24 protein-coding genes and 1 tRNA gene are annotated in these 26270 nt (G+C 45.9%); 21 read left to right on the top strand and 4 right to left on the bottom strand.

Features of this window, described 5'->3' with window-relative positions:
* Window positions 1-279 precede the first annotated feature (279 nt).
* From ACHAL6_RS12985 to ACHAL6_RS12910, 16 genes are all read left to right on the top strand, one after another.
* Window positions 280-900, top strand: coding sequence for a DUF4004 family protein (locus tag ACHAL6_RS12985; RefSeq protein ID WP_395271102.1), 621 nt, complete (start codon window positions 280-282; stop codon window positions 898-900).
* A gap of 14 nt (window positions 901-914) precedes the next feature.
* Entirely contained in the window at window positions 915-1634 is a 720-nt protein-coding gene (locus tag ACHAL6_RS12980; protein ID WP_395271101.1) for a polymer-forming cytoskeletal protein, read from the top strand.
* A 9-nt stretch (window positions 1635-1643) separates the two neighbouring features.
* Window positions 1644-1835 carry a hypothetical protein gene (locus ACHAL6_RS12975; protein WP_395271100.1) on the top strand — a complete coding sequence of 64 codons (192 nt, stop codon included), beginning with the start codon at window positions 1644-1646 and terminating at the stop codon, window positions 1833-1835.
* A 55-nt stretch (window positions 1836-1890) separates the two neighbouring features.
* Window positions 1891-2082: a hypothetical protein gene (locus tag ACHAL6_RS12970; protein WP_395271100.1), complete on the top strand. Its 192-nt coding sequence runs from the start codon at window positions 1891-1893 to the stop codon at window positions 2080-2082.
* A 56-nt stretch (window positions 2083-2138) separates the two neighbouring features.
* A complete protein-coding gene (locus ACHAL6_RS12965; protein WP_395271099.1) occupies window positions 2139-2330 on the top strand; it encodes a hypothetical protein in 192 nt (63 codons plus the stop codon).
* A gap of 55 nt (window positions 2331-2385) precedes the next feature.
* Window positions 2386-2577 (top strand): hypothetical protein, encoded by a 192-nt coding sequence (locus ACHAL6_RS12960; protein WP_395271098.1) that lies wholly within the window; start codon window positions 2386-2388, stop codon window positions 2575-2577.
* Window positions 2578-2660: 83 nt separating this feature from the next.
* Entirely contained in the window at window positions 2661-3380 is a 720-nt protein-coding gene (locus ACHAL6_RS12955) for a hypothetical protein (protein ID WP_395271097.1), read from the top strand.
* A 235-nt stretch (window positions 3381-3615) separates the two neighbouring features.
* A complete protein-coding gene (locus tag ACHAL6_RS12950) occupies window positions 3616-4497 on the top strand; it encodes an AIM24 family protein (protein WP_395271096.1) in 882 nt (293 codons plus the stop codon).
* Window positions 4498-4621: 124 nt separating this feature from the next.
* A complete protein-coding gene (glmM, locus tag ACHAL6_RS12945; protein WP_395271095.1) occupies window positions 4622-5965 on the top strand; it encodes a phosphoglucosamine mutase in 1344 nt (447 codons plus the stop codon).
* A gap of 160 nt (window positions 5966-6125) precedes the next feature.
* The gene (locus ACHAL6_RS12940; RefSeq protein ID WP_395271094.1) at window positions 6126-6665 is read left to right on the top strand and encodes a hypothetical protein; all 540 of its coding nucleotides are present in this window, start codon (window positions 6126-6128) and stop codon (window positions 6663-6665) included.
* Window positions 6666-6770: 105 nt separating this feature from the next.
* Window positions 6771-7244 (top strand): GNAT family N-acetyltransferase, encoded by a 474-nt coding sequence (locus ACHAL6_RS12935; RefSeq protein ID WP_395271093.1) that lies wholly within the window; start codon window positions 6771-6773, stop codon window positions 7242-7244.
* A gap of 154 nt (window positions 7245-7398) precedes the next feature.
* On the top strand, window positions 7399-7818 hold the full coding sequence (locus ACHAL6_RS12930; protein WP_395271092.1) for an SRPBCC family protein: 420 nt from the start codon (window positions 7399-7401) through the stop codon (window positions 7816-7818).
* 322 nt (window positions 7819-8140) lie between these two features.
* Window positions 8141-9286, top strand: a complete 1146-nt coding sequence (locus ACHAL6_RS12925) for an exonuclease SbcCD subunit D (protein WP_395271091.1) — start codon at window positions 8141-8143, stop codon at window positions 9284-9286.
* Window positions 9276-12374 (top strand): AAA family ATPase, encoded by a 3099-nt coding sequence (locus ACHAL6_RS12920; RefSeq protein WP_395271090.1) that lies wholly within the window; start codon window positions 9276-9278, stop codon window positions 12372-12374. Before ACHAL6_RS12925 ends, ACHAL6_RS12920 begins: the two co-directional genes overlap by 11 nt.
* A gap of 46 nt (window positions 12375-12420) precedes the next feature.
* Window positions 12421-13335: an aldo/keto reductase gene (locus ACHAL6_RS12915; RefSeq protein ID WP_395271089.1), complete on the top strand. Its 915-nt coding sequence runs from the start codon at window positions 12421-12423 to the stop codon at window positions 13333-13335.
* A gap of 87 nt (window positions 13336-13422) precedes the next feature.
* Window positions 13423-13513, top strand: a tRNA-Ser gene (locus ACHAL6_RS12910).
* 118 nt (window positions 13514-13631) lie between these two features.
* Here the strand turns inward: ACHAL6_RS12910 and ACHAL6_RS12905 are convergent.
* Window positions 13632-14327, bottom strand: a complete 696-nt coding sequence (locus tag ACHAL6_RS12905) for a Crp/Fnr family transcriptional regulator (RefSeq protein ID WP_395271088.1) — start codon at window positions 14325-14327, stop codon at window positions 13632-13634.
* A gap of 168 nt (window positions 14328-14495) precedes the next feature.
* On the opposite strand from ACHAL6_RS12905, the gene ACHAL6_RS12900 reads away from it, so the two are divergent.
* From ACHAL6_RS12900 to ACHAL6_RS12890, 3 genes are all read left to right on the top strand, one after another.
* Window positions 14496-15908 carry a YfcC family protein gene (locus ACHAL6_RS12900; protein WP_395271087.1) on the top strand — a complete coding sequence of 471 codons (1413 nt, stop codon included), beginning with the start codon at window positions 14496-14498 and terminating at the stop codon, window positions 15906-15908.
* An 11-nt stretch (window positions 15909-15919) separates the two neighbouring features.
* Entirely contained in the window at window positions 15920-17098 is a 1179-nt protein-coding gene (locus ACHAL6_RS12895; RefSeq protein WP_395271086.1) for a M20 family metallopeptidase, read from the top strand.
* Window positions 17099-17329: 231 nt separating this feature from the next.
* Window positions 17330-17611 carry a hypothetical protein gene (locus tag ACHAL6_RS12890; protein WP_395271085.1) on the top strand — a complete coding sequence of 94 codons (282 nt, stop codon included), beginning with the start codon at window positions 17330-17332 and terminating at the stop codon, window positions 17609-17611.
* A gap of 226 nt (window positions 17612-17837) precedes the next feature.
* Here ACHAL6_RS12890 and ACHAL6_RS12885 read toward each other — a convergent pair whose 3' ends face one another.
* The 3 genes from ACHAL6_RS12885 to ACHAL6_RS12875 form a co-directional block, all read right to left on the bottom strand.
* Window positions 17838-19211, bottom strand: a complete 1374-nt coding sequence (locus tag ACHAL6_RS12885) for an MATE family efflux transporter (protein WP_395271084.1) — start codon at window positions 19209-19211, stop codon at window positions 17838-17840.
* Between the two features lie 450 nt (window positions 19212-19661).
* Complete coding sequence (locus tag ACHAL6_RS12880) at window positions 19662-22457, bottom strand: immunoglobulin-like domain-containing protein (protein WP_395271083.1); 2796 nt, start codon at window positions 22455-22457, stop codon at window positions 19662-19664.
* A 544-nt stretch (window positions 22458-23001) separates the two neighbouring features.
* Window positions 23002-23877, bottom strand: a complete 876-nt coding sequence (locus ACHAL6_RS12875; protein ID WP_395271082.1) for an aldo/keto reductase — start codon at window positions 23875-23877, stop codon at window positions 23002-23004.
* Between the two features lie 338 nt (window positions 23878-24215).
* Between ACHAL6_RS12875 and ACHAL6_RS12870 the strand changes: the two genes are divergently transcribed.
* Window positions 24216-25409, top strand: a complete 1194-nt coding sequence (locus ACHAL6_RS12870) for a glycine betaine/L-proline ABC transporter ATP-binding protein (RefSeq protein ID WP_395271081.1) — start codon at window positions 24216-24218, stop codon at window positions 25407-25409.
* Window positions 25402-26241, top strand: coding sequence for an ABC transporter permease (locus ACHAL6_RS12865; RefSeq protein ID WP_395271080.1), 840 nt, complete (start codon window positions 25402-25404; stop codon window positions 26239-26241). The genes ACHAL6_RS12870 and ACHAL6_RS12865 overlap by 8 nt, the downstream gene beginning before the upstream one ends.
* The last annotated feature ends 29 nt before the right edge of the window (window positions 26242-26270 follow it).

The raw sequence follows: 26270 nt of genomic DNA, 5'->3' as shown, positions 1-26270 counted from the left end.
TTGACCTCAATCAAAAAGAGAGCAGATGCAGGTTTTATGATGAGGTCTGTTACGCTGCATCTTTTCAGGAAGAATCAGCACAGGAGAAGAATAGGGGTTTGTTACGTTGATGATTTTAAAGTTAAATGAGCTAAAACATCAAATATAATCAGCTGATACGCCTTGATACCGTGTGATATTTGTGATCTGATAATAATTCATGAAAATTCCAGTTTATTTCATGTACCCTCTTTACAACGTAACAATGTTATGTTACACTCTCATCAAGAGGTGAGCAATATGGAAGAACTAATTTCCAAGAAAGATTTACTGGTTGAAATGAATATATCCTACGGACAGCTCTATAGATGGAAAAGAAAGAAACTGATCCCAGAAGAGTGGTTCATGAAGAAATCAACCTACACGGGACAGGAAACCTTCTTTCCCAGAGAAAAGATCAAGGACCGGATCCATCAGATTCTCAACATGAAAGACGGAGCTTCCCTGGATGATCTGGCAGACAAGTTTTCATCAGACATTCCGGAATCCATGGTGAGAAGACGAGAAGAGCTTCTGAGCCTTCAGATTCTGAATAAAGAGATCATCAATCTGTATGAGGAAATCTTTAAGGGAAAGGAAGAGTACAGTTTCGAAGATATCCTGTACATGTATATCTCCGAAGATCTGCTTAACCAGGGACATCTGAGTATCGAAGATATGTCGAGGATCCTCAGGATGCTCAGCGACAATTATGAGACCATCAAGGATAAGGATCCCAGCCTTTCTGTATACCGCAAATTCGGCGTAAGCGTTTCCCTGTTGCATAAGAATGGGGAAATCTTCTATTCCGACCAGACACCGATTGTAGACAACTACAGCATCAGAAGTGCTGTAGAGAAGCTGAAACTGAAAATCATCTAATTTGGAGGAGAATCATGGAAAAAAGAGATCTGAAAATATCAGGAGCATCTGTATCCACAGGTGGAGAGTATAGAGACGTAAGAGTATCCGGTGCAAGTAAAATCACATCAGACATCATCTGTGAGACCATGAGCATCTCAGGAGCCATCACAGTAGATGGAAGCGTGAAAGCAGGAAGCTGCAAAGTATCCGGCGCATGCAAGATCAACGGAAACGTTGAGGCGGACACGATAAAGATTTCAGGCGGGTCCACCATCAAGGGTTCCCTCACCGGTAAGGAAATATCCCTTTCCGGAGGAATCAAGGTAGGGGAATCCATCAGAAGCACAAACCTGAAGCTTGCTGGTGAAATCAAAGTGGACGGAGATATGGAGTGCGAGGATTTCAGACTGGATGGCGGCATCACATCAGGCGGAGTCGTGAACTGCGAAACCTGTGAACTGAATCTGGCGACTCGTTCTGAGGTAAGTGAGCTGGTTGGTGCGAAGATTACAGTAAGAGAAGGAAACAGTTACACCGGAGGACTTATAAAGACCATTTTCGGAAAGGGAAAAGGTACCCTGAAAGTGAATGTCATCGAAGGCGATGAGATTTATCTTGAAAACACCACCTGCGAAAGAGTAAGCGGACAGCGCGTAATTCTGGGACCCGGATGCCGAATCGGAACTGTGGAATACAGTGAGGAGCTCAGCATAGACCCGGATTCCACCGTGAAAGAGAAAATCGAAAGATAAGGAGTAGAAATGAAAAAATACAATATCCATTTCATCAATCATAAGGGACATCTCATCCACATGGATGAAACAGAAGGCATTTCCTGGAAGATGAAGAACCTTCTGAATGGAAGAGACTATAACCTGGATTATGCTTCTGACAATATCTGTAAAGTCCAGCAGGATGCCATGAGAGAATGGATCATGAAAATGAGATGGTAATCCATTCCATCTGAATACTGCTGAAGATCTGGAAATCGAAAGGTAAGGAGTAAAAATGAAAAAATACAATATCCATTTCATCAATCACAAGGGACATCTCATCCACATGGATGAAACAGAAGGCATTTCCTGGAAAATGAAGAACCTTCTGAACGGAAGAGACTATAACCTGGATTATGCTTCTGACAATATCTGTAAAGTTCAGCAGGATGCCATGAGAGAATGGATCATGAAAATGAGATGGTAAGTCCAGTCCATGGGGGTACTGCTGAAGGATAAAACCTGAAAGCAAGGAGAAGAAGAATGAAAAAATATAACATGTTTTACATCAATGATCGTGGACAGCTGGTGCATCCGGAAGAGGCTTTACGAAAATCCTGGAAGATGAAACCGCTGCCCGAAGAAAAAGAGTACAGGATGGACGAGGACACCGGAGACTTCTACAGGAAACAGAGAAGAGCACTGAGCATATGGGCTATGAAAATGAAGTGGTGAAGACCCGGAATGTTACCTTCTGCGAAGTGATGAAATCACTTGAAAGGAAGAAATAATGAAAAAATACAATATGCATCATATCAACGACAAAGGACAGGTTGTGCATCCGGAAGAGACAGAAGGCATCTCCTGGAAGATGAAAAATCTTCTGAACGGCAGAAATGGCGATCTGGATTATGCTTCTGATAATATCTACAAAGCGCAGCAGGATGCCATGAGGGAATGGATGATAAAAATGAGATGGTGATCTCTTTAAAGATCCGCTGAAACAGAATAAATCTAAGGGGGCTATCAGAAAAGATAGCCCTACAGCTCGAAGGGAGTGGAATCATGAATAAGAATAATATCAAGAGTGTAGGAGACATCCATCTGGAGGCAGGAGACTATGGAGATATTTCCTGCGCGGGTGATCTCAGGTTCAGTGGCAGCGTTTCTGCAGAGAACGTGAAAGCTGCAGGGGATCTCGTTGCAGAGAAGGATGTCAGAGCCGTGAAGATTTCCGTCTATGGAGATGGAAAGTTCAAGGGGAATCTCGAAGCGGATGAAATCAGCGTCTACGGAGACGGGAATTTTCTTCAACGTGTGAAGGGCAGGGAAATCAAGATCTACGGTTCCATGAAGGGCACCGTGGTGGAGGGTGAGGAAATCACCATCAACGGAGAACTGGAGAAGGTCGATGAAATCAGCGCGGAAGAGCTCACCTTAAATGGAGAATTTCATGTGACAACCTCCATGAATCTGGGCTACGGGAAATTCAATCTTGGCGGGAAATCCGAGGCCAAAGAGATTTTCTGTGAGAAGCTGGAAGTCCATAATGGGATGGAATCCTTCCATGGAATCTTATCCGGACTGATTTCCAAAGGAAAAGGCGGTACACTGAAGGTGGGGGTCATCGAAGGGGATGAGATCCATCTGGAAAATACAGCAGCGGATGTGGTCAGAGGAAAAATCGTCAAGATCGGCAAAGGATCGAGAATCGGAAAAGTGGAGTACAGTGATACCCTGGAAATCTTCGATGATGGCGTTGTGGACCTGAAAGAAGAGTTCTAGTCCTGCACCCCATGCTCCATGGCATAAGAACAGTCCATGGATTGTCATTCTTACAAGGATGCGCTTTGCGCATCCTTCTTCCTTTTGCGGCGTATTGGAAAATATCTGTAGATAGCTTCAGAATATCGGTAAGTGAAAAGAGCGGTTTTTCTGACAGCATAAAGCCCTTGATGGTATAATGATACATAGAATTGGAACATTGAAAAGCTAAAAAAATGAAGGTGGTGAATCCCTGTTGAAAACCAATATCAGTATGAACAACACCCTGACAAAACTCAGTGAATTCAAGAATGTATCCACGTTTCAGGTGCTGGAGTATGATGATCTGAAAGGCGGTACCGATGTGAAGACAGCCTTCATGCTGTCCTACATGCGAGAAGCCAATATCAAGCTGAGACAGCTGAGAATCGTCTTAAGTGGCGGTGGCGTGTACACGGAGGCCAATGCCCTGAGTTTCATGAGAGGACCCATTGAAGTATCCACCAATACAGGCGGACTCTTCAGTCTGTCCAAGAAGTTCGTATCCTCCAAGATCTCAGGGGAACCTGTGATCAAGCCCCACTTCAAAGGGGTGGGAGAGATTCTTCTGGAACCTTCCTTCGGTCATTATGCCCTTCTGGAGCTGGAAGAGGAGGAGATCATCATCGACGATTCCCTGTTTTTTGCAGCAGAAGACGGCATCGAAATCGGCGTCAGCTCCATGAAGACCGTCAGCAGTGCGCTCTTCGGAACAGAAGGTCTCTTTCAGACGAAGCTGAAAGGGTCCGGTATAGTGGTCCTTGAAATTCCCGTGCCGGAAACGGAAATCTTCAAGTATTCCCTGGTGGATGATGTGCTGAAGATTGACGGGAACTTCTCGGTTCTTCGAACAGCAGGCATCCAGTTCACTGTGGAGAAGACCACGAAGACCCTCATCGGTTCCGGGTTCAGCGGAGAAGGACTGCTCAATGTCTTCCGGGGAACTGGAGAAGTATGGCTCATGCCTACCAGGGTGGTCTACGACAGGATACTGAGCGAAGGACTGAGCTTTGGCGTCGGCGGTATGGACAACATGATGGGAGACACCTGGAAGAAGCATCCGAAAGAAAAAGACCCGGAAAAGAAGGACGAGAAATGAGTACGGATATCCTATTTCACGATGAATTAACAGAAGTGATTTGGTATATCCGGCCATGTGTTATATAATATTATCGTTATGCGAATGAATTGAAGAAATGAGTAAATAGTAAGGATGGTAAATTATGAGTAGAATGTTCGGAACAGATGGAGTGAGAGGAATCGCAAACAGCGAACTGACTCCTGAACTGGCTTTTCAGCTTGGGAAAGCGGGAGCGCTGGTATTAACAAAGGGAACCCATAAGCCTAAAATCCTGGTGGCGAAGGACACCAGAATCTCCGGAGACCTTCTGGAGAGCGCCATGGTTTCCGGTATGCTCAGCGTAGGCGCTGAAGCGGTGCTTCTGGGCGTCGTGCCTACACCGGCTGTGGCGTATCTTGTGCGTGAATATGGAGCGGATGCGGGGGTCATGATTTCAGCCTCCCACAATCCCGTTGAATTCAACGGAATCAAGTTCTTCAACAGAGAGGGATTCAAGCTCAGCGATGCACTGGAAGATGAAATTCAGAAGATCATCGAAGAGGATTTTGACGGCATTCCCGTTCTCATAGGTGGAGACATCGGCCATGTGAGTCATGCGGAAAATGCTACAAGAGACTATGTGGAGTTTGCGGCAAAGACCCTGGAAGGGGATCTTACGGGCATGAAAATCGCCCTGGACTGTGCCAATGGCGCAAGCTATAAGTCCGCTGTGGATACCTTCGAGAAGCTGGGTGCAGAGGTTCATGTCATTCATAATGAGCCCAACGGAATCAACATCAATGAACACTGCGGGTCCACCCATCCCGAGGACCTCATGAAGTTTGTGGTGGAGAACCAGTGCGATCTGGGTCTGGCCTTTGATGGGGATTCAGACAGATGTCTGGCTGTGGATGAGAAGGGAAATCTTGTCAACGGGGATTTCATCATCCTTGTGGCAGGGCTGCATCTCAAGGAAATGGGAAAACTGAAGGATGACACCATTGTGGTCACCGTCATGAGTAACCTGGGACTGATGCTGGCAGCCAAGGAGCTGGGACTCAATGTTGCCATCACCGCTGTGGGAGACCGTTATGTGCTGGAGAACATCATGGAGAATGACTACTCCATCGGAGGAGAACAGTCCGGTCATGTGATCTTCAAGGATTTCAACACCACAGGGGATGGAATCGTAACAGGGGTTCAGCTGGCAGGGATTGTGAAAAGCAGAGGAAAGAGCCTCAGCGAGCTGGCGTCCATCATGAAGGAGCTGCCACAGGTTCTTGTGAATGTGAAGATTCCCAATGAGATGAAGAAGATCCACGAAACCGACGAGGAAGTGAAGAGCCTCATCCGTTCAGTAGAAGAGAAACTGGAAGGCAAGGGCAGAGTGCTCATCAGACCATCGGGTACCGAGCCGCTGGTGAGAATCATGCTTGAAGGGGAAGACCTGGAGGAAATCACCGAAGCTGCCGAAAACATCGCAGATCTCATCAAGAGCAGATTATAGACAAAGACAAGTATGGATGGAGAACGACATCATCTTTTCATGGTGTGGTTCTCCTTTCCTGAGCAATGATTTATTTTTTTATACCGAAATGTTATTTTTTCGCAATCTCTTAAAGGGTTGTATATGTTTAAATTAAGTAAGAAAACAAGGAGGTGAAGCCATGAAGAAAATCGCATTGATACTCTTATCTCTCTTTCTTCTGACTGCCTGTGCAAAAGAAGAATCAGCGGGTGATGCCGTCATGCTGGAGAGGGCAAGAACGCCGGTTACGGCTGAGGCGCCTATGGAAGCGCCCATGACCGAAATCATGAATTTCAGAACCTCAGACGGTCTGGACATGATCAGTGAGAATCGCATCATCCGGACCTATGAGGAGTTCAGAAAATATGACGCGGATTATACGATTCTGGAGAATCCCTTCTTCATTGATGAACTGAGTCTGACCAAGCTTCAGAAAGTGGATGAAGCCTATTTTGAAAGACAGGGATTTGTGGCTGTGATCCTCGTTGAGAGCTCCGGTTCCAACAGCGTGGTGGGAGAAAATCTTGTGATCAAGGACAACATGGCGGAAGCGTTCATCAACAGAACGGAAGCGGAAATCGGCACCATGGATATCGCCACAAGACATGTCCTCTTCACTGTGAGTCAGGAAGAGCTGAAAAATGTGGATGAGGTCAAAGTGACCAGCAGTCTGAAATAGGAAACAGGTGAAAGACGCTGCAGAGGATCGCATGAATCTTCTGCAGTTTTTTCGTATACGGATATGGGAAAATGCTATGATGAAGAGAAAAGAGGGGGATTTGACATGGAACTTAGAAAAGTGGATGAGAAAAACATCTGGAAAATCGTTGGCCTCAGTGTGAGAGAGGACCAGAAGAACTTCGTGGCCACCAATACGCAGAGTATTCTACAGGCCTACACCACCATCACCAGCGGCGGGGTGGCGCTGCCGTTCGGCATCTATGAGGAGGACGAACTGGTGGGCTTTGTCATGTTCGGCTTTGACGGATACGAGGAAGGGGACCCGGATTACATCAAAGGAAGCTACGGCATCTGGCGCTTCATGATTGATGAACATTTTCAGGGAAAAGGATATGGCAGAAAGGCGCTGGAGATTTCCCTGAACTATCTGAGAAGCTTTCCCTGCGGGGAAGCGAAGCACTGCTGGCTTTCCTACGAACCGGAAAATACCGTGGCAAAGAAGCTATACACTTCCGCAGGATTTAAAGAGACCGGCGATGTCATCGGAGGAGAAGTCATTTCCCTGCTGACACTGTAAGTACTGAAACCGGTGGGGAAAATATCAGGTCATCGGACCGAGTCTTGTTCCTTCAAATTTCTGCTTTCACATAATGTTTTCACTCAGCTCATTATATTGACAAAAAACAGCAATATAATTGGGGGAGTATAGAACCTGAAAGGAGGAGCAGAGCATGGAACAAACAAACGTAAAAATTCAGACAGCTGTAGGGGTGCCGATAGAGAAGGTGTGGACCTACTGGACCAGCCCGGAACATATTGTGAAGTGGAACAGCGCATCGGATGACTGGCACAGTCCCCGGGCAGAGAACGATCTGAGAGAAAAGGGAAAATTCTCGTACCGCATGGAATCCAAAGACGGTAAGGAAGGCTTCGACTTCACCGGAACCTATGATGAGGTCGTACCTTTTGAGCGCATCGCCTATACGCTGGATGATGGCAGAAAGGTTCTCACCACCTTCACGGAGAAAGAGGGCAAAACGGAGATCGTCAGTGTATTTGAAGCGGAGAACACATTTCCCGTGGAGATGCAGAAGGCTGGATGGCAGGCGATTCTGGACCGCTTCAAGGCCTATGCGGAGAGCCTCGGATAAGTTGTCTCAGAAGGAGATTCCGGAAAGAATTTGATAAAGGAGAAAGAAGTGAGCGATGCCCGCAGGCAGCCCTTAAGGCAGAAGCACTTCAGCAGATGATGCAGCCTCTATGCATGAGGCTGTTTTTTTGTGGGTTATAAATACAGTATGAGGATCAGGGAAGTACAGTGCCTTCACAAAGAGAAATCTGAAACATAAGTTCTCATTTTATGGGGTTTTGGTTTATAATGGAAGGGAAAGAGAAATTCTGTCCATAAAACGGGATAGTGAATATGAAATAATGGTAATCAATAAGTCTATAAAAAGAGGAGGATTCAGCCGGATGAATGAAATCAGACTGATGCATGTGGCGGATGTGCACCTGGGGTCAGAGGTTGCCACGGTGCCAGAAAAACAGGAAGCCAGAAAGAAAGAGCTTCTGAGAACCTTTCGTAGAATCACGCAGCTGTGCAAAGAAGAAAAGATGGATCTGCTGCTGATTGCAGGAGATCTTTTTGAAGGAGCCAATGTGGATCCTCAGATCGTGGCGTCGGTGAAAACCTATCTGGCAGAAGTGCCTGCAAGGGTCTTCATCTCTCCGGGGAATCATGACTATGTGGCCATGGATTCCCCTTATGCAGAAGAAGACTGGCCGGACAATGTGACGATTTTCAGAGGAAAGATGGAGAGAGTGGTTCTTCCAGATCTGAAGACTGCAGTCTATGGGGCGGGATTTGAAAGCACCTATGTAAGAAAGTCCCTTTTCGATAAAGCGTTGCCTGTAGATAAGGAATACCTGAATCTCTGCGTTGTCCATGGAGATCTGGTGTCGGAGAACCAGGGAAGCGACTACCACGGCATAACGCCTTCTGTCTTATCGGGAAGCGGCATGGATTATGTGGCGCTGGGGCATATTCATCTGAGATCCCCCATAGAGAAGGCAGGAAGCACCTGGTATGCCTATCCGGGATGTCCCGAAGGCAGAGGATTCGATGAACTGGGAGAAAAGGGCGTCTATATGGGCACTATAAGCAGGGAGAAGATGGACCTTCAATTCAGACCGCTCAGCCAGAGAATGTATCTCATGGAGGAGATGGACCTTTCCGAGGTTCAGAATGAAATCGAGGCGGAGAAGAAGATTCTCGCGCTACTGAAGGATCGCTACGGAGAGTCCTACGAGAAGCACTTCTATCGAATCAGGGTGAAAGGCACCATGAATAGAGACCAGAAGATTCCCTGGAAGAATGTGGAGCTGGCGCTGAAAGAGGAGCTCTACTTCGTAAAGCTTGTGGATGAAACAAGAATGGCTGTGGACTATGAGGAGATGGCCCGGGAAAAATCCCTCAGGGGATATTTCGTGCAGGAGCTTCTCCTGCAGAGAAAAGAGGCAGAGAAAAGCGGGGATGAAAAGGCCAGAGCAAGGATCGACAAAGCACTGGACTATGGCATGAAAGCATTTGAAGGGCAGGTGGGACTTGGTGATTATTAAGAGCGTAAAACTTGACAATTTCGGAAAATTCGAAGGCTACGAACTGGAACTGGGACCCCAGCTGAACGTGATCTATGGCGATAACGAGGACGGAAAAAGCACCATCATGGCGTTCATCCTCATGATGTTCTATGGTCATGGAGGAAGATCCACGGATCTTACGAAAAATCCCAGGAGAAAATACAGACCCTGGAACGGAAAAGAAATGAGAGGCAGGATCTTCTTTGAACATGAGGGGAAGAACTACCGTCTGGAAAGAACCTTTGGCAGCAGTAATACCACCGATGAGGTGACATTATGGAACGAGGATACTTCCGAAAAGGTGAAGCTTTCCTCCAAATCGGGTCCCGGAGAAGACTTTTTCGGTGTGGGAGAAGAGGCTTTTTCAAGAAGCGTCTTCATCGGACAGGGCGGAACGCTTCTAGGCACTTCCACAAAGAAGGATGAGATTACGGAGAAGCTTTTAAACCTTGTGACCACAGGCAGTGAAGAAGTGAATTATGAGGAAGCGAAGAATCTTCTCCAGAGTCAGGAGGAGACCCTGGTTTCGAAAAGCAGGAAGAACGGACTTCTTGTAAGAGCCGGGCAGCTTCTGGAAGATCTTTCCGAAGAGAAGCGCCAGGCCAGAATCGATGAAGAAGATAAGGCATCTTATCAGAAGAAGGTGGAGGAGAAGGAGGCCCAGTTTCAGAAAGAGGTGGACAAGAAAAAGTCTCTTGATGCGCGCTATGAAGGCTTTTCCCTCTTCGCCAACCTGAAAGAATATCAGGACGCCATAAGCAGGGAGAAGAGAAGAGCTGCGCTTATGGAGGCCCTGGAAGAAACAAAGGAGAAGCTGACCACACCCTTCGGGGACATCGATGGAGCGTTTGTCGTGAAGGGGGAGGAGAAGCGAAAAGCCTATGAGGGACTTCTCTCCGAGGGCAGATATCTGAAAGAGGAGCTTCAGGAATCCGAAGAGCTTCTTGCAAAGCTGACGGAGACTGTGCCTCTGGCGGTATCGGATGAAACCTTCAGGAATGCCTTCCGCATCGATAAGGAAAAAAGAATTGTAAGTGGCGTTCTTTCCGAAAACAGAGACCTTCTGCGCCAGCGCAGAGATGTCTATGAAAAAGAGAAGGAGAGAAAAACCCTCCGGAAAGAGTTTAACGAAGCGAAAAGAAACTTCCAGCTGGAAGATCTGGAACTGTCGAATCTCCAAAAGGATTACGATGCGATTGAGGAAGATTTTGCGGATAAGCGGGAAGCCATGGAGGAACTCACGAAGGAGAAATCAGGTCTAACCAGTAAGGTGGAGAACAAGTCTTCTCATCTGCTGGAGAAGGAAGAGGATCTCCGTACGCTTCAGAAGGAACAGGAAGAGAGAATAAGAGATGCGAGAGAGCAGCTGGAGAAGGCCAGAAAACCGCAGATCTATACAGAAGAGATTCCTGGCGGCAGAGAACTGAGAAAACCTGTGCTTGGCGCTACCATCCTTCTTACAGTCCTTGTGGTCCTTCTTGGGATCCTGGTGGATGAGCTGATCTTTACCGGGCTTCTTGTATCAGCAGTCCTCTTCGTTCTTTCCTTCAAGAAGACGGAGAAGAGAATCGTTCAGAGGGAAAGCATCAATGAGGTGCTCATAAAAGACAGCGAAGAGAGACTGGAGAAAGCCAAAGGAGAATCCATCAGAAAATATGCGGCAGAAGAGGCTGATATCAGGAAACTGAAATCGGAGCTGGAGGAAACAGGCAGAGAGATCAGCCGCCTGGAGGAAAGACTGGCTGCCCTGCAGCCAGGATTCGAGGAAGTGAAGAAGACGCGCACGGAGCTGCGTGAAAAGCTGGACGAGAAGAAGACCCAGGTCACGAGACTCTTTGGCCTCATGGAAGCCTCGGAGACAGCGCTCAAGAGAGCTTCAGCTCTTCTGAAGGACGATGAGGAGCAGGTGAGTGAAGAGGAAATCATGGAGCTGGAAAGAAAGATCAGCCAGCAGGAGGAAAAGCTTCAGGCCCTGAAGAAGGAGCTGGAGGCAATTCTTGAGGCTCACAGCTGTGAGGATCTGGATGCTTTTTCCGGAAAGTATTATGCTTACAAGAACCATCGTGAGCGTCTGGAAAGAAAATCCGAGGAAGTGGAAAACAGCAAAAGAGGCTTCGGGGAATATCTGGAAAAACGCAATGACTCCGAAGAGGAGATCCGGAAACATTTCAGAATCTACAAGGAGCTGGAGACTGTGGAGGAAGCGGATGACATCCTGCGCGCCCTGAGTGAAGTGCTGGCGGAGAAGGAGAGACTGACCCTTCAGCTGGAATCAGCCGAGGAGCATCGAAAGGACATGGAGAGAAGATCCAGCATCCATGAACTGGAAGAGAAGCTCTCTGCAGAGAAGGAGAAGGTGGATGCGCTTTCTCTGGCGGAAGAAACAGACTTCACCGATGAAGAGGAGAAGTCGAGAATCAGAAAGGCGTTGGAGGAACAAGAAGGTATCATCCAGGAGATCCGTGAGGAGATCATCTTCCTGCAGTCCGAAGTGCGGGAAAAATACAGGAGGAAGAAAAACATCAGTCAGATCGAGAATGAGATGGAAGAAGCACGCGCGGAATATGAGGAGATGGAAAGTGACCATGAAGCGCTGAAACTTGCCAGAGAAACCCTCATGGCTTCCTTCAGCAGAATGCAGAGCTCCTTTGGTCCCAGGGTCAATGAAAAGACCCAGAAGATCTTCCAGAGACTCACCGGCGGGAAGTATGAGGAGGTCATGGTGTCTAGGGATCTTGCCATCTCTTTCCAGGACCAGGATTCGAAGAAGATGTATGACTGGGCTTTCCTAAGCGGGGGAACCATCGATCAGGCCTATCTTTCTTTGAGACTCGCCATATCGGATCTGATCATTCAGGAAGAGAAGAGAAGACCCTTATTCCTGGACGATGTGTTCACCCAGTATGATGACAAGAGGGCCAGAGAAGGCCTTCAGTTTCTCCATGAATTCAGCGGAGACCGGGAGGTGCCGGTCCAGAGCGTTCTTTTCACCTGCCATGAGCGAATCCTCAGCTGGGCAGAGAAGCTTCCGGATACGACCATCACAAAGCTGAGCGCTTTTGACTGAAGCTATGGTAAAATAGAAAGAAAAGAAGGAAATGAGGGATGAGAGAATGAGTGATATCTACAACGATTTTCAGCTGAACCCGGTGGGGCTTGGCACCAATGCGGTGGGCAATCCCGGATACAATCCCATCAGCGATGAGGAATCCCATAATATGATTCTGACGGCGCTGGACCTGGGAGTGAACTTTTTCGATACAGCCTATTACTATGGCATGGGTGGTTCCGAGGAAGTCATCGGTGATGTGCTGAAGAAATGCAATGCAAGAAACAAGATCCTTCTTGCAACAAAAGGTGCGCATAGAATGGAAAAGGGAGAGATTGTGGTGGACAACCATCCGGACTTTCTGGTGGATGAGGTCTATAAGTCTCTGAAACGGCTCAAGACCGATTATATCGACATCTACTACATCCACTTCCCTGATGAGAAGACACCGAAGTACGAGGCTGTAGGAGCGCTCCAGAAGCTGAGGGAAAAAGGCATCATCCGTGAAATCGGCGTGTCCAATTTCTCTCTGGAACAGATCGAGGAAGCCAACAGAGACGGATACATCGATGTGGTTCAGGATGAGTACAATCTTCTGGTCAGAGACAAGGAAGAGAAGTTCATTCCGTATCTGAGAAAAAACAACATCGCTTTTATCCCGTATTTTCCTCTTGCTGCAGGCCTTCTGACAGGAAAATACACCCTGGAAACGGAGATTCCGGAAAGAAGAAGAAAGAATCCGAATTTCTCCACCAAATACGAGGAGAACCTGAGAAAGATCGATCTCCTGAGGAGAATGGCAAAAGAAAAGGACTGTGAAGTCTATCAGCTGGTACTGGCCTGGTATCTGGAAACGGACTTCATTGATGCAGTGATTCCAGGAGCGAAGCATGCGGATCAGATCAGAGCCAATCAGAAGACAAGAAAGGTGAAGATCTCAGAGACGGAATTCCAAGAAATCAGTACTATTTTCAGATAGACACAAAAAAGTGCAGTCTTATGTCTGGTAAGATTGCACTTCTCTCTTGTCAAAATACCCTAAAAAAAGGTATACTAGTTCTGTTGTGGAGAGATGTCCGAGAGGTCGAAGGTGAAAGTCTCGAAAACTTTTGTACGCTAACCGCGTACCGAGGGTTCGAATCCCTCTCTCTCCGCCAGAAATGAAAAGCAGCTTCCCTTGTGATGAGGGGAGCTGCTTTTCTTCATGCTGAGCATGAAAATATTTGCCTATCTGAGGTTCGGATTAACTATAAAGATAAGATTACTGGTAAAGTCCTATAAAAGCTTATGATTAATCTGGATTTTCTGATTTAGTACACGCAGTTCGCCAGTCTTGCACAAAGCAGTAATTACTTTACTCACGGTAACCCTATTCATGCCAAGAATAGAAGCCATGTCCTGATGAGAATATTTATGCTTTAGATTGTGCCATTGAGAATCCATCTTGTCAGGATTTTTCTGAGAGGATGCAATGAGAAGCTGAAGTATACGATCGCGTGCAGACATGAAAGTCATATTATTGATTTCATTCACCAAAACACTTCTTTTAATGGTACAACTCTTGATCAGAGATTGAAGAAAGTCAGTTTCTTTGGATAAGATCTCATATGCAGGCCGATCAATCAAATAAACAATGCATTCCTCTTCAGCATACGTAGTATTTTTTGCAGTGGATGTCAGTCTGTTATTGATGAAAAGACCTTCCCGCAAAAACCATCCATTGCTTAAAATGTATAATACTTTTTCGTATCCGAAAGAATCATTCATAACAACTTTGATTTTTCCTGAATAGAGAAATTTAATGGAGTCTATCTGGTCACCTGGAGTGGTGATTATAGTGCCTTTTTTATAGCTCTGCTTTTTGCCATGCTTCATAATAGAATCAATAATTTCCGGATTATCACATGCAGGATAATCCATTATTAATGATTTGCAATTTGAATCCAAATCGTACTTGCCATTATTATTCATCTAAGTTTATCCTCCATGCTTGCTTAATTATATATTATTCTATCACTATTTATGATAAATTGAAGATTATATTTTCATATTTTGTAGTTTTAACTACAATGAAATCAAATTAACTGATAGAAAAGGGGAAATAGTGAGAAAATAAAGAAAAATAAAGGGGGGCCCAATATGCAGAAAACATTCAAATCATTGAGAGGGAAGTTCAAGTTCCCACATACTCTTGTTGTCATTGCAATTATCATTTTTTTCGCAGCACTTCTTACCTGGATTATTCCTGCAGGAGAATATGCCAGGATCACTGATGAGGTGACAGGGAAAACCGTCGTAGATCCCAGTACATACACTAATGTTGAATCGACTCCTGTCAATATTTTTCTGATTCCTTTTTACCTTGTACAAGGACTGATAACCAGAGCAGAGCTGATAGCAACAATCCTTCTATCTGGAGGTGCTTTTCATATTCTGACGAAGAGTGGCGCGATTCATTCCTCTATAGCGAAAGTAGCAAGAAAATTTTCTAATAAGAAAGGGATATTCGTATTTATACTGACGCTGGTCTTTGCACTCATCACTACCGTGAAGAGCGTTAACACATTCATAGCATTTGCACCCATAACGGTTATGATTGCACTTGCTATGGGACTAGATTCCATAGTAGGGGTTGGGGTCATTCTGATTGGTGGTGCAGTAGGATTTTCCACTGGCACACTCAATGTCAGCACAACTTTATTGGCTCAGGAACTGGGTGGATTGCCTCTATATTCGGGTATTGAATATAGAGCCATATCTCTGGTAGTTTTCTTCATCGTTTCTGTCATATATCTGATCCGATATTCCAACAAGATACAGGCGAATCCTGAGCTCAGTCCTATGTATGATTTGGACAAGGAAAGAGAAGAAGGCGTTGCAGATTTGGATTCATTCGGCGAAATGAATACAAGAAAGTGGCTGGTATTGTTAACACTTCTGGGAACACTGGTGGTTATAGTTTACGGTGGTATTAATCTAGGGTGGAAAATCAGTCATAATGGAGCAGCATTCATTTGGTTAGGACTCATATCAGGAATGATTATGGGATATTCTCCGAGTACAATAGCGAAATATTTTGTTGAAGGTGCAAAAAAAATGATTGGTGCAGCCCTAATACTGGGTACAGCAACAGCTGTTTCTCAGGTTATGGGAGATGGAAAGATTCTAGATCCGATTGTTTATGGACTGAACAGTATTCTGGTGACGGTACCAGCATTTCTTCAAGGTTCCTTTATGTATGTTTCTAATATTGTAATCAATGCCCTGATCACATCAGGAAGCGGACAGGCCGCAGTTGTTATGCCGATATTACTTCCAGTTGCGGATATGATTGGAATGACCAGGCAAACAGCAATACTGGCATTTAACTTTGGTGACGGATTCTGTAATTATATTCTACCAACTTCTACAGCGCTGATGGGCATTTTAGGTGTTGCGAATATTCCATATGATAGATGGATGAAATTTATGTGGAAACTGTTTCTTATATGGGTTGTAGTGGGAAGTGTTTTAGTTACAATAGCTCAATACATCAAATTAGGACCATTTTAACGGAGGAATTTATGAAAGAAAAATTATACGACTACATTGACAGTATAGAGAAAGATCTTAATGGAATGGCAGAATTTATTTTTAATCATCCTGAACTTTCCTTTAATGAAATTCAATCCGCAAACTATATCTGTGATTTTCTGGAGGATAACGGTTTTCAGGTAGAACGTGGTGTAGGCGGCCTTGAAACATCATTTCGAGCAGTATACAAAAATCTGGATGGTGGTCCATCAATCGGACTATTAACAGAATATGATGCATTAGAAGGGATCGGCCATGCATGCGGACATCATTTGCAACCATCCTCAATAATTGGAGCTGCGTTAGCAGTGAAGAATTTATATACTGATAAGCCATTCAGGCTTATAGTTTATGGAACACCAGCGGAAGAAGGTGGTGGAGGAAAAATCATAATGCTTAAGAACGGAGCATTTAAAGATATCGATGTTGCAATAATGATGCATGGGGGACCGGAGACAACAACAGATGTCAAATCTCTGGCTTCAACAAACTTTGAAGTGACTTTTCATGGTAAAAGTGCCCATGCTGCATTAAAACCAGAGCAGGGCAGAAGCTCTCTTGATGCTGTACTGCTCATGTTTAACGGGATTGAATTTATGCGAGAGCATGTACCCGACGATGTCAGAATGCACTACACAATAAAAGAAGTGGGTGGCCCCGCAAATGTGGTACCTAAAAAATCAGTGGCAACTGTGAGTCTAAGATCATATAATCGCACACAACTTGATGATGTGATTTTACGTGCTGAAAATATATTCAAGGGAGCAGCACTCATGACTGGAACAAACTGCGAGTATAAAATTGTAAGAGCATACAATAACAAGATTCCGGTTCTGTCACTAAATGAACTGTTGCTTCAAAATGCAGAAGCAATCAATGCACCCAATATTACACCTCCCAGACAGAAGACAGGTTCTACAGATTTTGGAAATGTTATGTTTGAATTACCTGGGTCATGCATAAGAGTAGCTTTTGTTCCCCCTGGAACATCATCTCATTCCCAGACATTCATTGATTATGCGTTATCTGAAGAAGCCTATGCTGCAATAAAATATGGTGCGAAAATCATAGCAGGATCAGTGGTAGACATGATTGAGAATGAAGAGATTCTAAAGAATATTCAGAATGAGTTCAAAGAAAATAAGGAAAAAGCAAAATCACTAGTTTAAAATATCCAGATTTTAGTATGACGGAGGAGATAGATGCTATTGCATGATGTCTCCTCTTTTTTGCGATTTTTAAAGTCAGTCGGACAATCTATTGCAGGTCAGAGCGAGAGTCACTTGCAGTAATCTTTTTATTTAGATTCCTAGGTAACTTCCCCAATAATATAGTGATATAATATAGTCATAATTCAAAATGAATCGGTTGCCTAGAATATTATAAAAAGGAAGTGCAATATGAATAGAAATGGTCGAATCATGCTTAGTGGAGCTCTCGTTCTGATTGCCATGGCTTTGTATATCATAGGAATCATAATACTGCCAGAGACTATTGGTCTCCAGATTCAGATGGATGGGTCCATGGGAAACAACGCCAGTAAATATGTGGGGCTTCTGATTCCCTTTGCTCTGACTGCCGGAGGCGCTATCTATTACTACATGAAAGAAGAAGGGAAGTCACTCTTTGTTTCTTTCATTGGTATTGCTGTTTTTGGTGTCACATTTATCATGAATCTCTAGCATATAAATATCAGAGGAACATTCTATCAGGTAGTTTCATCCACATCCTAAAAAGGGGAAAAAGCAGTATTTTCTGAGAAAAATGCTGCTTTTTCAATTGCATCAAAATATTGTATTTTCGATTCATATGAGGTTTCTGAGACTCAGGCGGCAGGTCACTCGTTTGCTCTTTTTCTTCCGTATTATGGCAGTGATTGTGAATACATAGCTGAGGTAACACAAAGCATCATAACACGCCTGCCTCGGACGATTGCTCTGTTGCGTCATCCACCAGAGAATTCACCCATTTATCGCTTCTGGTTCGAGACAGACCAAAGAAGATACGAAGGATTTCATGGGCTCCTGCGGAGAAATAGATCACTGGGAAGGGGGCGGAGATTGACAGCAGGTAGAACGTGATCGGAATACTGAAAGCCCATACAGTCAGCGTATCCAGCCAGAGTACATAGGTGGTATCTCCGCCCACTCGAAGGATGCCGACATTGTTGACATAGTTCTGGTGCTTGAAGGCGGAGAGCCCGGCAAAGATGAAGAGAAGGGTCCTTGCAAGCTCTTCCACCTCCGGAGTGATGTTGTACAGCATAAGCAGTCTCGGGCTGAAGAGCAGAATGAGTGAAGCGGTCAAAGCCGAGAGCTTCAGCGTAAGAAGCAGGAATTTCCCTGCATATTCCTTTGCCTTCTCAAAGGATTTCTTCCCCAGCTCATGACCGATCATCACAGAGGAAGCGTCACTGATGCCCGTATAGACGCAGACAAAGATGAACACAAGTGGGTCAACGAGGGCAACAGCTGCAGTTTCATTGGTGCCCACCTGAGTGAAGATATAGAAGAAGGTGATGTCGCCTAGGGTCCAGGTGAGATGATTGAAAATGGAGGGCAGGGTAAGCGCAAAGTATTTTCGGGAGAACCCGAATTTCTTCTCTACCCCGTAGGTTTTTCTTCCGACGAGCTTTTCCTTGTAGAGGAGCTGAAGAAGAAGAAGGGTCTGAATCAGCCGCGCGAAAAGAGTGGCATAGGCTGCGCCCTTTATACCAAGCTCCGGAAACCCCAGTGCTCCATAGATGAGCACCCAGTTGAAAAATGTGTTCACGATGAGTGCTGTGATGCTGTAGGCAGTGGGTTTATGCACAATCCCCATGGTTTTCAGGATCACACCGAAAAGCATGCTCCACCCTGTCAGAAGATAGGTGAAAGCGATGATTCTCACATAGGAGACAGCGGAATCGATGACGATGGGATCGCTGGAGAAGATGCCCAGAATCTCCTTAGTGAAGAAAAGTGTCACTGCGCCGAAGAAAAGCGAGAACAGCGTCACATAGATAAAGACCAGGTCAAGAGTCCTCTTCACGCCATCTTTGTCCTTTCTGCCGAAATACTGGGCAGAGAAGATGGACGCCCCACTGACAAAGCCTGCGAGGGTAATGATGAGAAACTGAGAGTACTTATTGGCGATGCCCACTGCGGCAATGGCAGTGACACCAAGCCCGCCCACCATAAGAGAATCCACCATGTTGAGTCCTGAGGTGATGAGCAGCTGCAGGGTGACGGGCAGGGCGAAGTAGAGCATTTTTTTATAGAAGGAAGTGTTGCTATCTTTCATGAAGACCTCCAGAATTTAGTCAAATTTCATTTTTGGGAAACCGGTTGATATGTATCGTCCTGACGATACAGACGATCTGGTCATGGGCGATTCCGAGTAGATCCTATCGCCTAAAAATGATCCGGTGTTCTTCATTCATTGTAGCAAAAATGCAGGAGAAAATCTCCTATAAAGCAGAAATAAGAGCGCATAAGCTCATTCATGACCGGAACAGGAAATCTTCCTGCTGAGCGGATATGGCTGAGTGAAGTAGAGATATTCATACAGTCGTGTAAGAAAAAGCAGCATCCCTGAATCATTATCAGAGATGCTGCAATTTTTTGGATTATGACAGAAATCGAAACCGGTTTACTCCCTTAATGGTTACGGATCTATGGTTTGCTCAGTATTAGCGTACTGAAAAGATCCGCGGGTGTCACCTGATCAGGATGTTCGAGACTTCTGATCTGTTCATGGGTCAGAAGCAGGTTCATTGGAGCTTTTATCACCCAGGGATATCGTTTCCTGAAAGGTGGGATCCTCGATGGTAAGGGGAGTATGGTTTTCTTCTGGATTCAAAGGAAGCTCCTTTAGCTCCTTTTCCTCTTTCTTATCCTGTCCTTTATTCAGCTTGGTCTCAGTAAGAACCAGATCTTTCAGAACAGGCTCTTCATGGTTTTTCTTGACCTTCTTCAGTTCAGGATCATTTGAGGAGGGCTCTTCCAGAGCAGATGACTCCTTCTTCTCCTGGTCTTTCTCGGATTCAGGTTCTTCCAGGGTCTCTTTCTGCAGTGAGGGCTCCTCTATCTTCTGCTGATCCTTGTGAAGGATATCAGGCTTCTCATGGTGTGGTTCTGTTGAAACTGCTTCTTCTTCCATCTTCATAGTGTCCTTCTGATCTTCAGAAGATGAGAGAATCGGTTCCTCCGCGATGTCTTTCGGTTTCTCCGGTTTCGGCTTATTCATATTTGGCCCGCTTGGCGTCTTTGGAAGCTCAACAGCCAGAACATTGGACAGACCCAGTTCTGGATTCTCCATCATGATATACACAATCTGTGTTTTCCCAGGGTCCAGATCATTAAGAGTGATGCTGTTTCGTCCTGCAACACCGGTTAGTATATTCTCAGTAGATGAGAGATCAGGTGGCGCAGCCTCCGCATCCTGTACCACGTAGTGGATAGAACCTTCCACTGTGGATTTGAACTGCACTTCTCCCTTTTGGGCAGTGTATCGGAAGCCTGTACCATTGTAAATGTATGGAAGTATCGTTGTGAAGAGCTGATTCTCTTCATTCATAGAGATGGCATAGGTGAATCCTGGCAGAATGTCACTGGATGTGATAATCCCCATGATCTCAAATACGGGTTCTCCATCAGCGTATATGCCGATGCCTACTTCTGCACCTGCTGGAATCATTACGGGTGAAGTAAGGAAAGCCATCTGACCACTTTCATCTGTATCGATCTGAATGAGACTGCCTTCATAGATCAGATTGAAGGACATGACAGGTTCCTTCATGACTTCAACACTGGCGGTATTTGTGGTGGTTTTTCCCTGAGAATTTGTAACACTGTAGGTGACGAAATAGGTGCCGATCTTTCTTATTTTGACTGTGTTTTTCACAACCTCGATTTGTCCGGTGAGGTCACCGTCTAACTGGTCCCATGCATAGACGTAGTCCAGAGGATTGTAATCTGAATTCAGATAGGCGATATGATCGTATACTTCCAGCTCTGGGTAGGACCTGTCGATGACGGTGGCATAGCAGAGTGCTTCGGCATAGTTTCCATCGGAATCATAGACCATAAGGGTGACGGGATAGGTTCCAGCTGTGGAGACATCCACAGCACTGATGTCCCAGGTGACTGCCCCTGAAAGATCTCCATCTTCCAGATCATAGGCTTCAAAATGGATCCATTCCAGGTTCAGTTCACTGTTGAGATCCACGGAAAAGTCATAAGCTTTGAGAACAGGATCAGAGGTGTCCAGAACGTAGATCATCACCTGGGCCCAGGCTGTAATGCCCAGGGAGTTTGTGACGCTGTACTCCACGTAGTATTCTCCGGGGATGGAAGTATCCAGATAAAGCTGTTCTATGACAATCTGGTCCGTCAGATCGCCGTCTTTAGCATCGGAGGCGGTGACGCCCAGCTTCGGGTCGAATTCGGCGTTTAGGGGAAGATAATAGACTCTGCTGTCAAGTTGGAAACTTGGATAGTTCTCATAGGACCAGTCCACCTGGACCTTCATAGTTCCTTCTGCTGTATTTCCGTCAGAATCGGTGACATTAAAAGTCACTACATACGAACCGGCAGTGGAGGTGTCCACTGGATTATCCACCACTTCAATCCGGTCCGTGATGTTGCCCTCTTCCACATCATAAGCGAAGGCGTAGTCAAGAGGATCAAATTCATATCCGGTTTCAAGATAGGCATCCTGGGTGACGATGACTGGAGAGGAGCTCATATCGACAACGATGATCCGCCTGTCACCATATCCATCCAGACCCAGTGAGTTCTGCACCCGGTATTGTGCCCAGTAGATACCGATTGTATTGGGATCCAGTTCAGAGTATTCGAGGATGATGCTTCCCGTCAGGTCTCCGTCCGTCAGATCCGTGGCGGTCACACCTTCCATCAGGTCATACTCTTCGCCAAGGGGGATGAATAGATCTTCTGCAGTGATGACAGGATAATACTCTCTTGGCCAGAACACGTACACCTCTCTCGTGGCTTCAGCGATGTTTCCATCGGTGTCTGTGACACGAAGATCCACGGTGTAGTTTCCAGCCATGGAAGTGTCCACATTGCTGGATACGACTTCAATCTCATCGGTGAGCAGTCCATCCTTCAGATCATAGGCGGAGACATTTCCGAGAGGGTCAAATGGCTGTCCCAGCTCCACTTCGCCAAAAGGTGCATAGATCATAGGTGTTTCCACATCCAGGACGATGAGCGGCCGAACAAGGTAAGCGACATTGTGGTCCGAATCTTCCACATAGTAGTAGATTTCATAGGCACCGGATACGGTGGTGTCGAATGTGCCGTAATATTCCAATCGCTGAAAAAGTGCCGCTTCTGAATCCACATCATCGGTGATGGTGATACCCTCCAGAGGATCGTATGTTCCTCCCACAGGAATCACTATGGCCTCCCCGGATAGAACAGGGCCGGTTCCCACCTGTGCAAGAACCGGTGTGAACGCACCAAAGCTGAAGATGAATGTCACAAAGAATAGAATCGGATAAAGATACTTTCGATGGTTCATAGTATTCATTCCTTTCAGAAACAAATATGCAGCATGATTCAGTACTTTAATGAAAAAGCACTGTTCTGTTTCAGAACACCAACTGCAGAGAGGAACGCGTATTGCATCTTTACTAGATTGTCTGAACTGATTCTATGAACTGAATGACATGATCGCCTCCATTCCTGTGGATATTTCCATGCATACCTGAGCGCTTCGGTGAGGTTTCATCTTGCTTTCTGCCACAGGAGCTTTCAGAGTATGCTTCTGATTCCATTGAAGCACCAATTTCATAAAATACCATGGTTTTCTGATGCCAGAATGGTTAATTATCTATTAACAAAGGGAGGTGGACCGACAGAATAAAGGAGCCTTCCTTCTCTGAGGAAAGCTCCTTTTCAATGGATCGATGCATATCCTTTTACCTGAACGGATTTTTCTCCATCTGTAGAGGTGATGCTTCTACCTGAGCACTGCCTGGACCAATGAACCGGTCTGGTGCGATGCATACGATAAAAGTCAATGATGAGCTGCTGATTATTTCATCAATCCTCTAATACGGGAATCACAGGTTATCATCCAGCTCATCCAGCTTCTGAGGGGGACGTTCATTCACGTTATCTCTTGGCGAGAAATCCGGATGAGACCAGGATTTCAGGTAGTTCATCTCTTTTTCGGTGAGAGAAAAATCAAGAACATCGATGTTTTCCAGCATTCTGGATCTGTGGACGGTTTTCGTCAGAGGAAGGGCACCCAGCTCCAGTACGAATCGAAGCAGCACCTGCGCAGGCGTCTTCCCATGGTTTCTCAAGATTTCTCTGAAGGTCTCCTCTTCGCCTAGTGCATGCAAGGGGGAAAGGGGGGAGTATCCTTCCAGAAGAATCCCGTTTTCTCTGCAGAAGGCCATATCTTCTTCAAGCAGCACGCCAGGGTGAATGAGAATCTGATTCACCATGGGCTTTATTTTCGCGTTTTCCAGGAGATTCTCAAGATGCTCTCTGGAGAAGTTGCTGACGCCTATGGCTTTCAGTTTTCCTTCTTCATAGAGCTTTTCGAAAGCTCTCCAGGTATCCAGGTTATCGTCTTTCCAGTCGCTTTTATGCCCTTTCACCACCGGCCAGTGGATGAGATACAGGTCCAGATAATCGGTGCCCAGATCTTTCAGGGTCGTTTCCACTTCTTTCAAGACATTGTCGTATCCGTGGGCAGCGTTTCTCAGTTTGCTGGTGAGAAAGATCTCTTCCCGAGGGACTCCGCTTTCTCTGATTCCCTTTCCTACCAGAGCTTCATTGGCGTAGGCTCTGGCACAGTCTATGTGCCTGAATCCAACGTCTAAGGCATCCTTCACACCATTTATGCATTCATTGGGATCTTCATTCTGCCAGGTGCCGTATCCGATCACTGGAATTTCAAAACCATTGGATAGATTATATGTATTCATTCTGAAACCTCCCTTTTCATCTGATTATAGCATAACCTGTAATGCAATTTCCTTCTGCAGAGGGTTCTTTACCTAACTGTAAGTGACAACTTCATAAAATATTGAGATTTGCCGCATAAATGAGAATAGAGGCGTATAGGGGAGCATATATGATATGGTTTAGTCTGAGAAAGTATCACCAATCTATGAAATGGTATACATTATTTGACGAAACAAGATTAGTATTATATAATTAATAACTGGAATATTGTTATATTATATAAGTTTAGAGCTTTATATATCATTAAGGCTCTTTTTTATTTCACTGTAATAAGTATCGAAAAAAGGTAGGTGGTCAAATGAAGAAAATTGAAGTAAGAGATCTGACAAAGATCTTCGGCAAACACCCCAAGCAGGGCGTTCGTCTGCTGAAGGAAGGAAAGTCCAAAGATGAAATTCTGAAAGATACCGGCATGACCGTCGGGGTCAATAGAGTATCCTTTGATGTGGAAGCGGGAGAAGTCTTCGTCATCATGGGACTGTCAGGAAGTGGTAAATCTACGCTGATCCGTCTGGTGAACAGACTCATCGAGCCTAGTAACGGTACCATTCTCATCGACGGGGAGGATATCTCCAAGATGGACAAGAAACAGCTCATGGAAACAAGAAGAAAGAAACTGGGCATGGTGTTCCAGAATTTCGGACTCTTTCCCCACAGAACCATACAGGAAAACACCGGGTATGGACTGGAAGTCCAGAAGAAGGACAAAAGCGTCATTGCGGAGAAATCCAGACAGGCGCTGGAACTGGTTGGCCTGAAGGGCTATGAAGACCAGTATCCCAATCAGCTCTCCGGTGGTATGCAGCAGAGAGTCGGCCTTGCAAGAGCATTGGCCAACGACCCGGATATCCTTCTCATGGATGAGGCGTTTTCCGCACTGGATCCTCTTATCCGAAAAGGAATGCAGGATGAACTTCTGGACCTGCAGCAGAAAATGCAGAAGACCATCCTTTTCATCACCCATGATCTGGATGAAGCACTGAAGATCGGAGACCGGATTGCCCTCATGAAAGATGGGGTCATCGTTCAGATCGGAACGCCCGAGGAAATCATGACAAATCCGGCAGATGACTATGTGGAGAAGTTCGTGGAAGACGTGGACAGATCCAAGGTATTCACAGCAGGAAACGTCATGATCCGTCCCGAAACCATCCAGCTTGGCAAAGCAGGACCCAGAGTTGCGCTGCAGAGAATGAAGCAGGCAGGCATCTCCAGTGTCTACGTGACAAAAAATACCAATGAGCTCTATGGCATCGTCACAGCGGAAGCTGCAGCGGAGGCCATCAAAAACGGAGTGAAGGATCTGAATGAGATTGTAGATACGAATGTACCTACCGTTTCAGAGGATGTGGCTCTCATCGATCTGTTCGATAAGATCCACAATACACAGATCCCCATGGCTGTCACAGAGGATGGAGTCCTTAAGGGAATCATCGTCAGAGGCGCAGTTCTAGCAGCATTATCCAGAAACGAGGTGAAATCAGATGAATAACATACCACAGATTCCATTAGTGGAATGGACCGATACCATGGTCAGTTACCTGAGGCAGAATGCCCAGTGGATCTTTGAACCCATCAGTGAGTTTCTGGATACCTTCGTGGGTTATATCAGCGATGCACTGCTGTTTCTCCCACCATGGGTACTGATTCTTGTTCTGGTTGGCCTCACGGTCTATTTCACGAAGAAGATATGGGGACTGCCCGTATTTATTCTTTTCGGACTGCTTCTCATCTGGAACCTGGATTTCTGGGAAGGCACCATGATGACCCTGTCTCTGATTCTGGCGGCAAGTCTTGTGGCCATTGTCATCGGGATTCCTGTTGGCATCTGGATGGCGAAGAATTCCACCGTGGAAAGCATCGTGAAGCCGATTCTTGACTTCATGCAGACCATGCCGGCCTTTGTCTATCTGATTCCGGCCGTGTCGTTCTTCGGTATCGGAATGGTCCCAGGCATCATCGCCTCGGTGATCTTCGCCATGCCACCGGTGGTCAGGCTCACAAACCTGGGCATCCGGGAAGTGTCCAAAGAGCTCATTGAAGCAGCGGACGCCTTCGGTTCCACCGGAGCCCAGAAGCTCTTCAAGGTGCAGATTCCACTGGCCAAGAACACCATCATGCAGGGCGTGAACCAGACCATCATGCTGGCACTGTCCATGGTGGTCATCGCTTCCATGATCGGAGCGGAGGGTCTTGGAACAGAAGTCTACAGAGCCATCGGTAGAAACCAGGCAGGAATGGGCTTTGCGTCCGGACTTGCCATCGTTATCCTAGCGATCATTCTGGATCGACTGATCCAGGCCATGAACCGCACGAAGCACTAGGTTAGAAGTAACCTGTCATCAGGCAGGTT

This window comes from Proteiniclasticum sp. C24MP (assembly GCF_043951855.1).
GTDB lineage: Bacteria > Bacillota > Clostridia > Clostridiales > Clostridiaceae > Proteiniclasticum.
The sequence above is the reverse complement of the archived record's forward strand: the minus strand, read 5'-3'. Positions and strand labels throughout refer to the sequence as shown.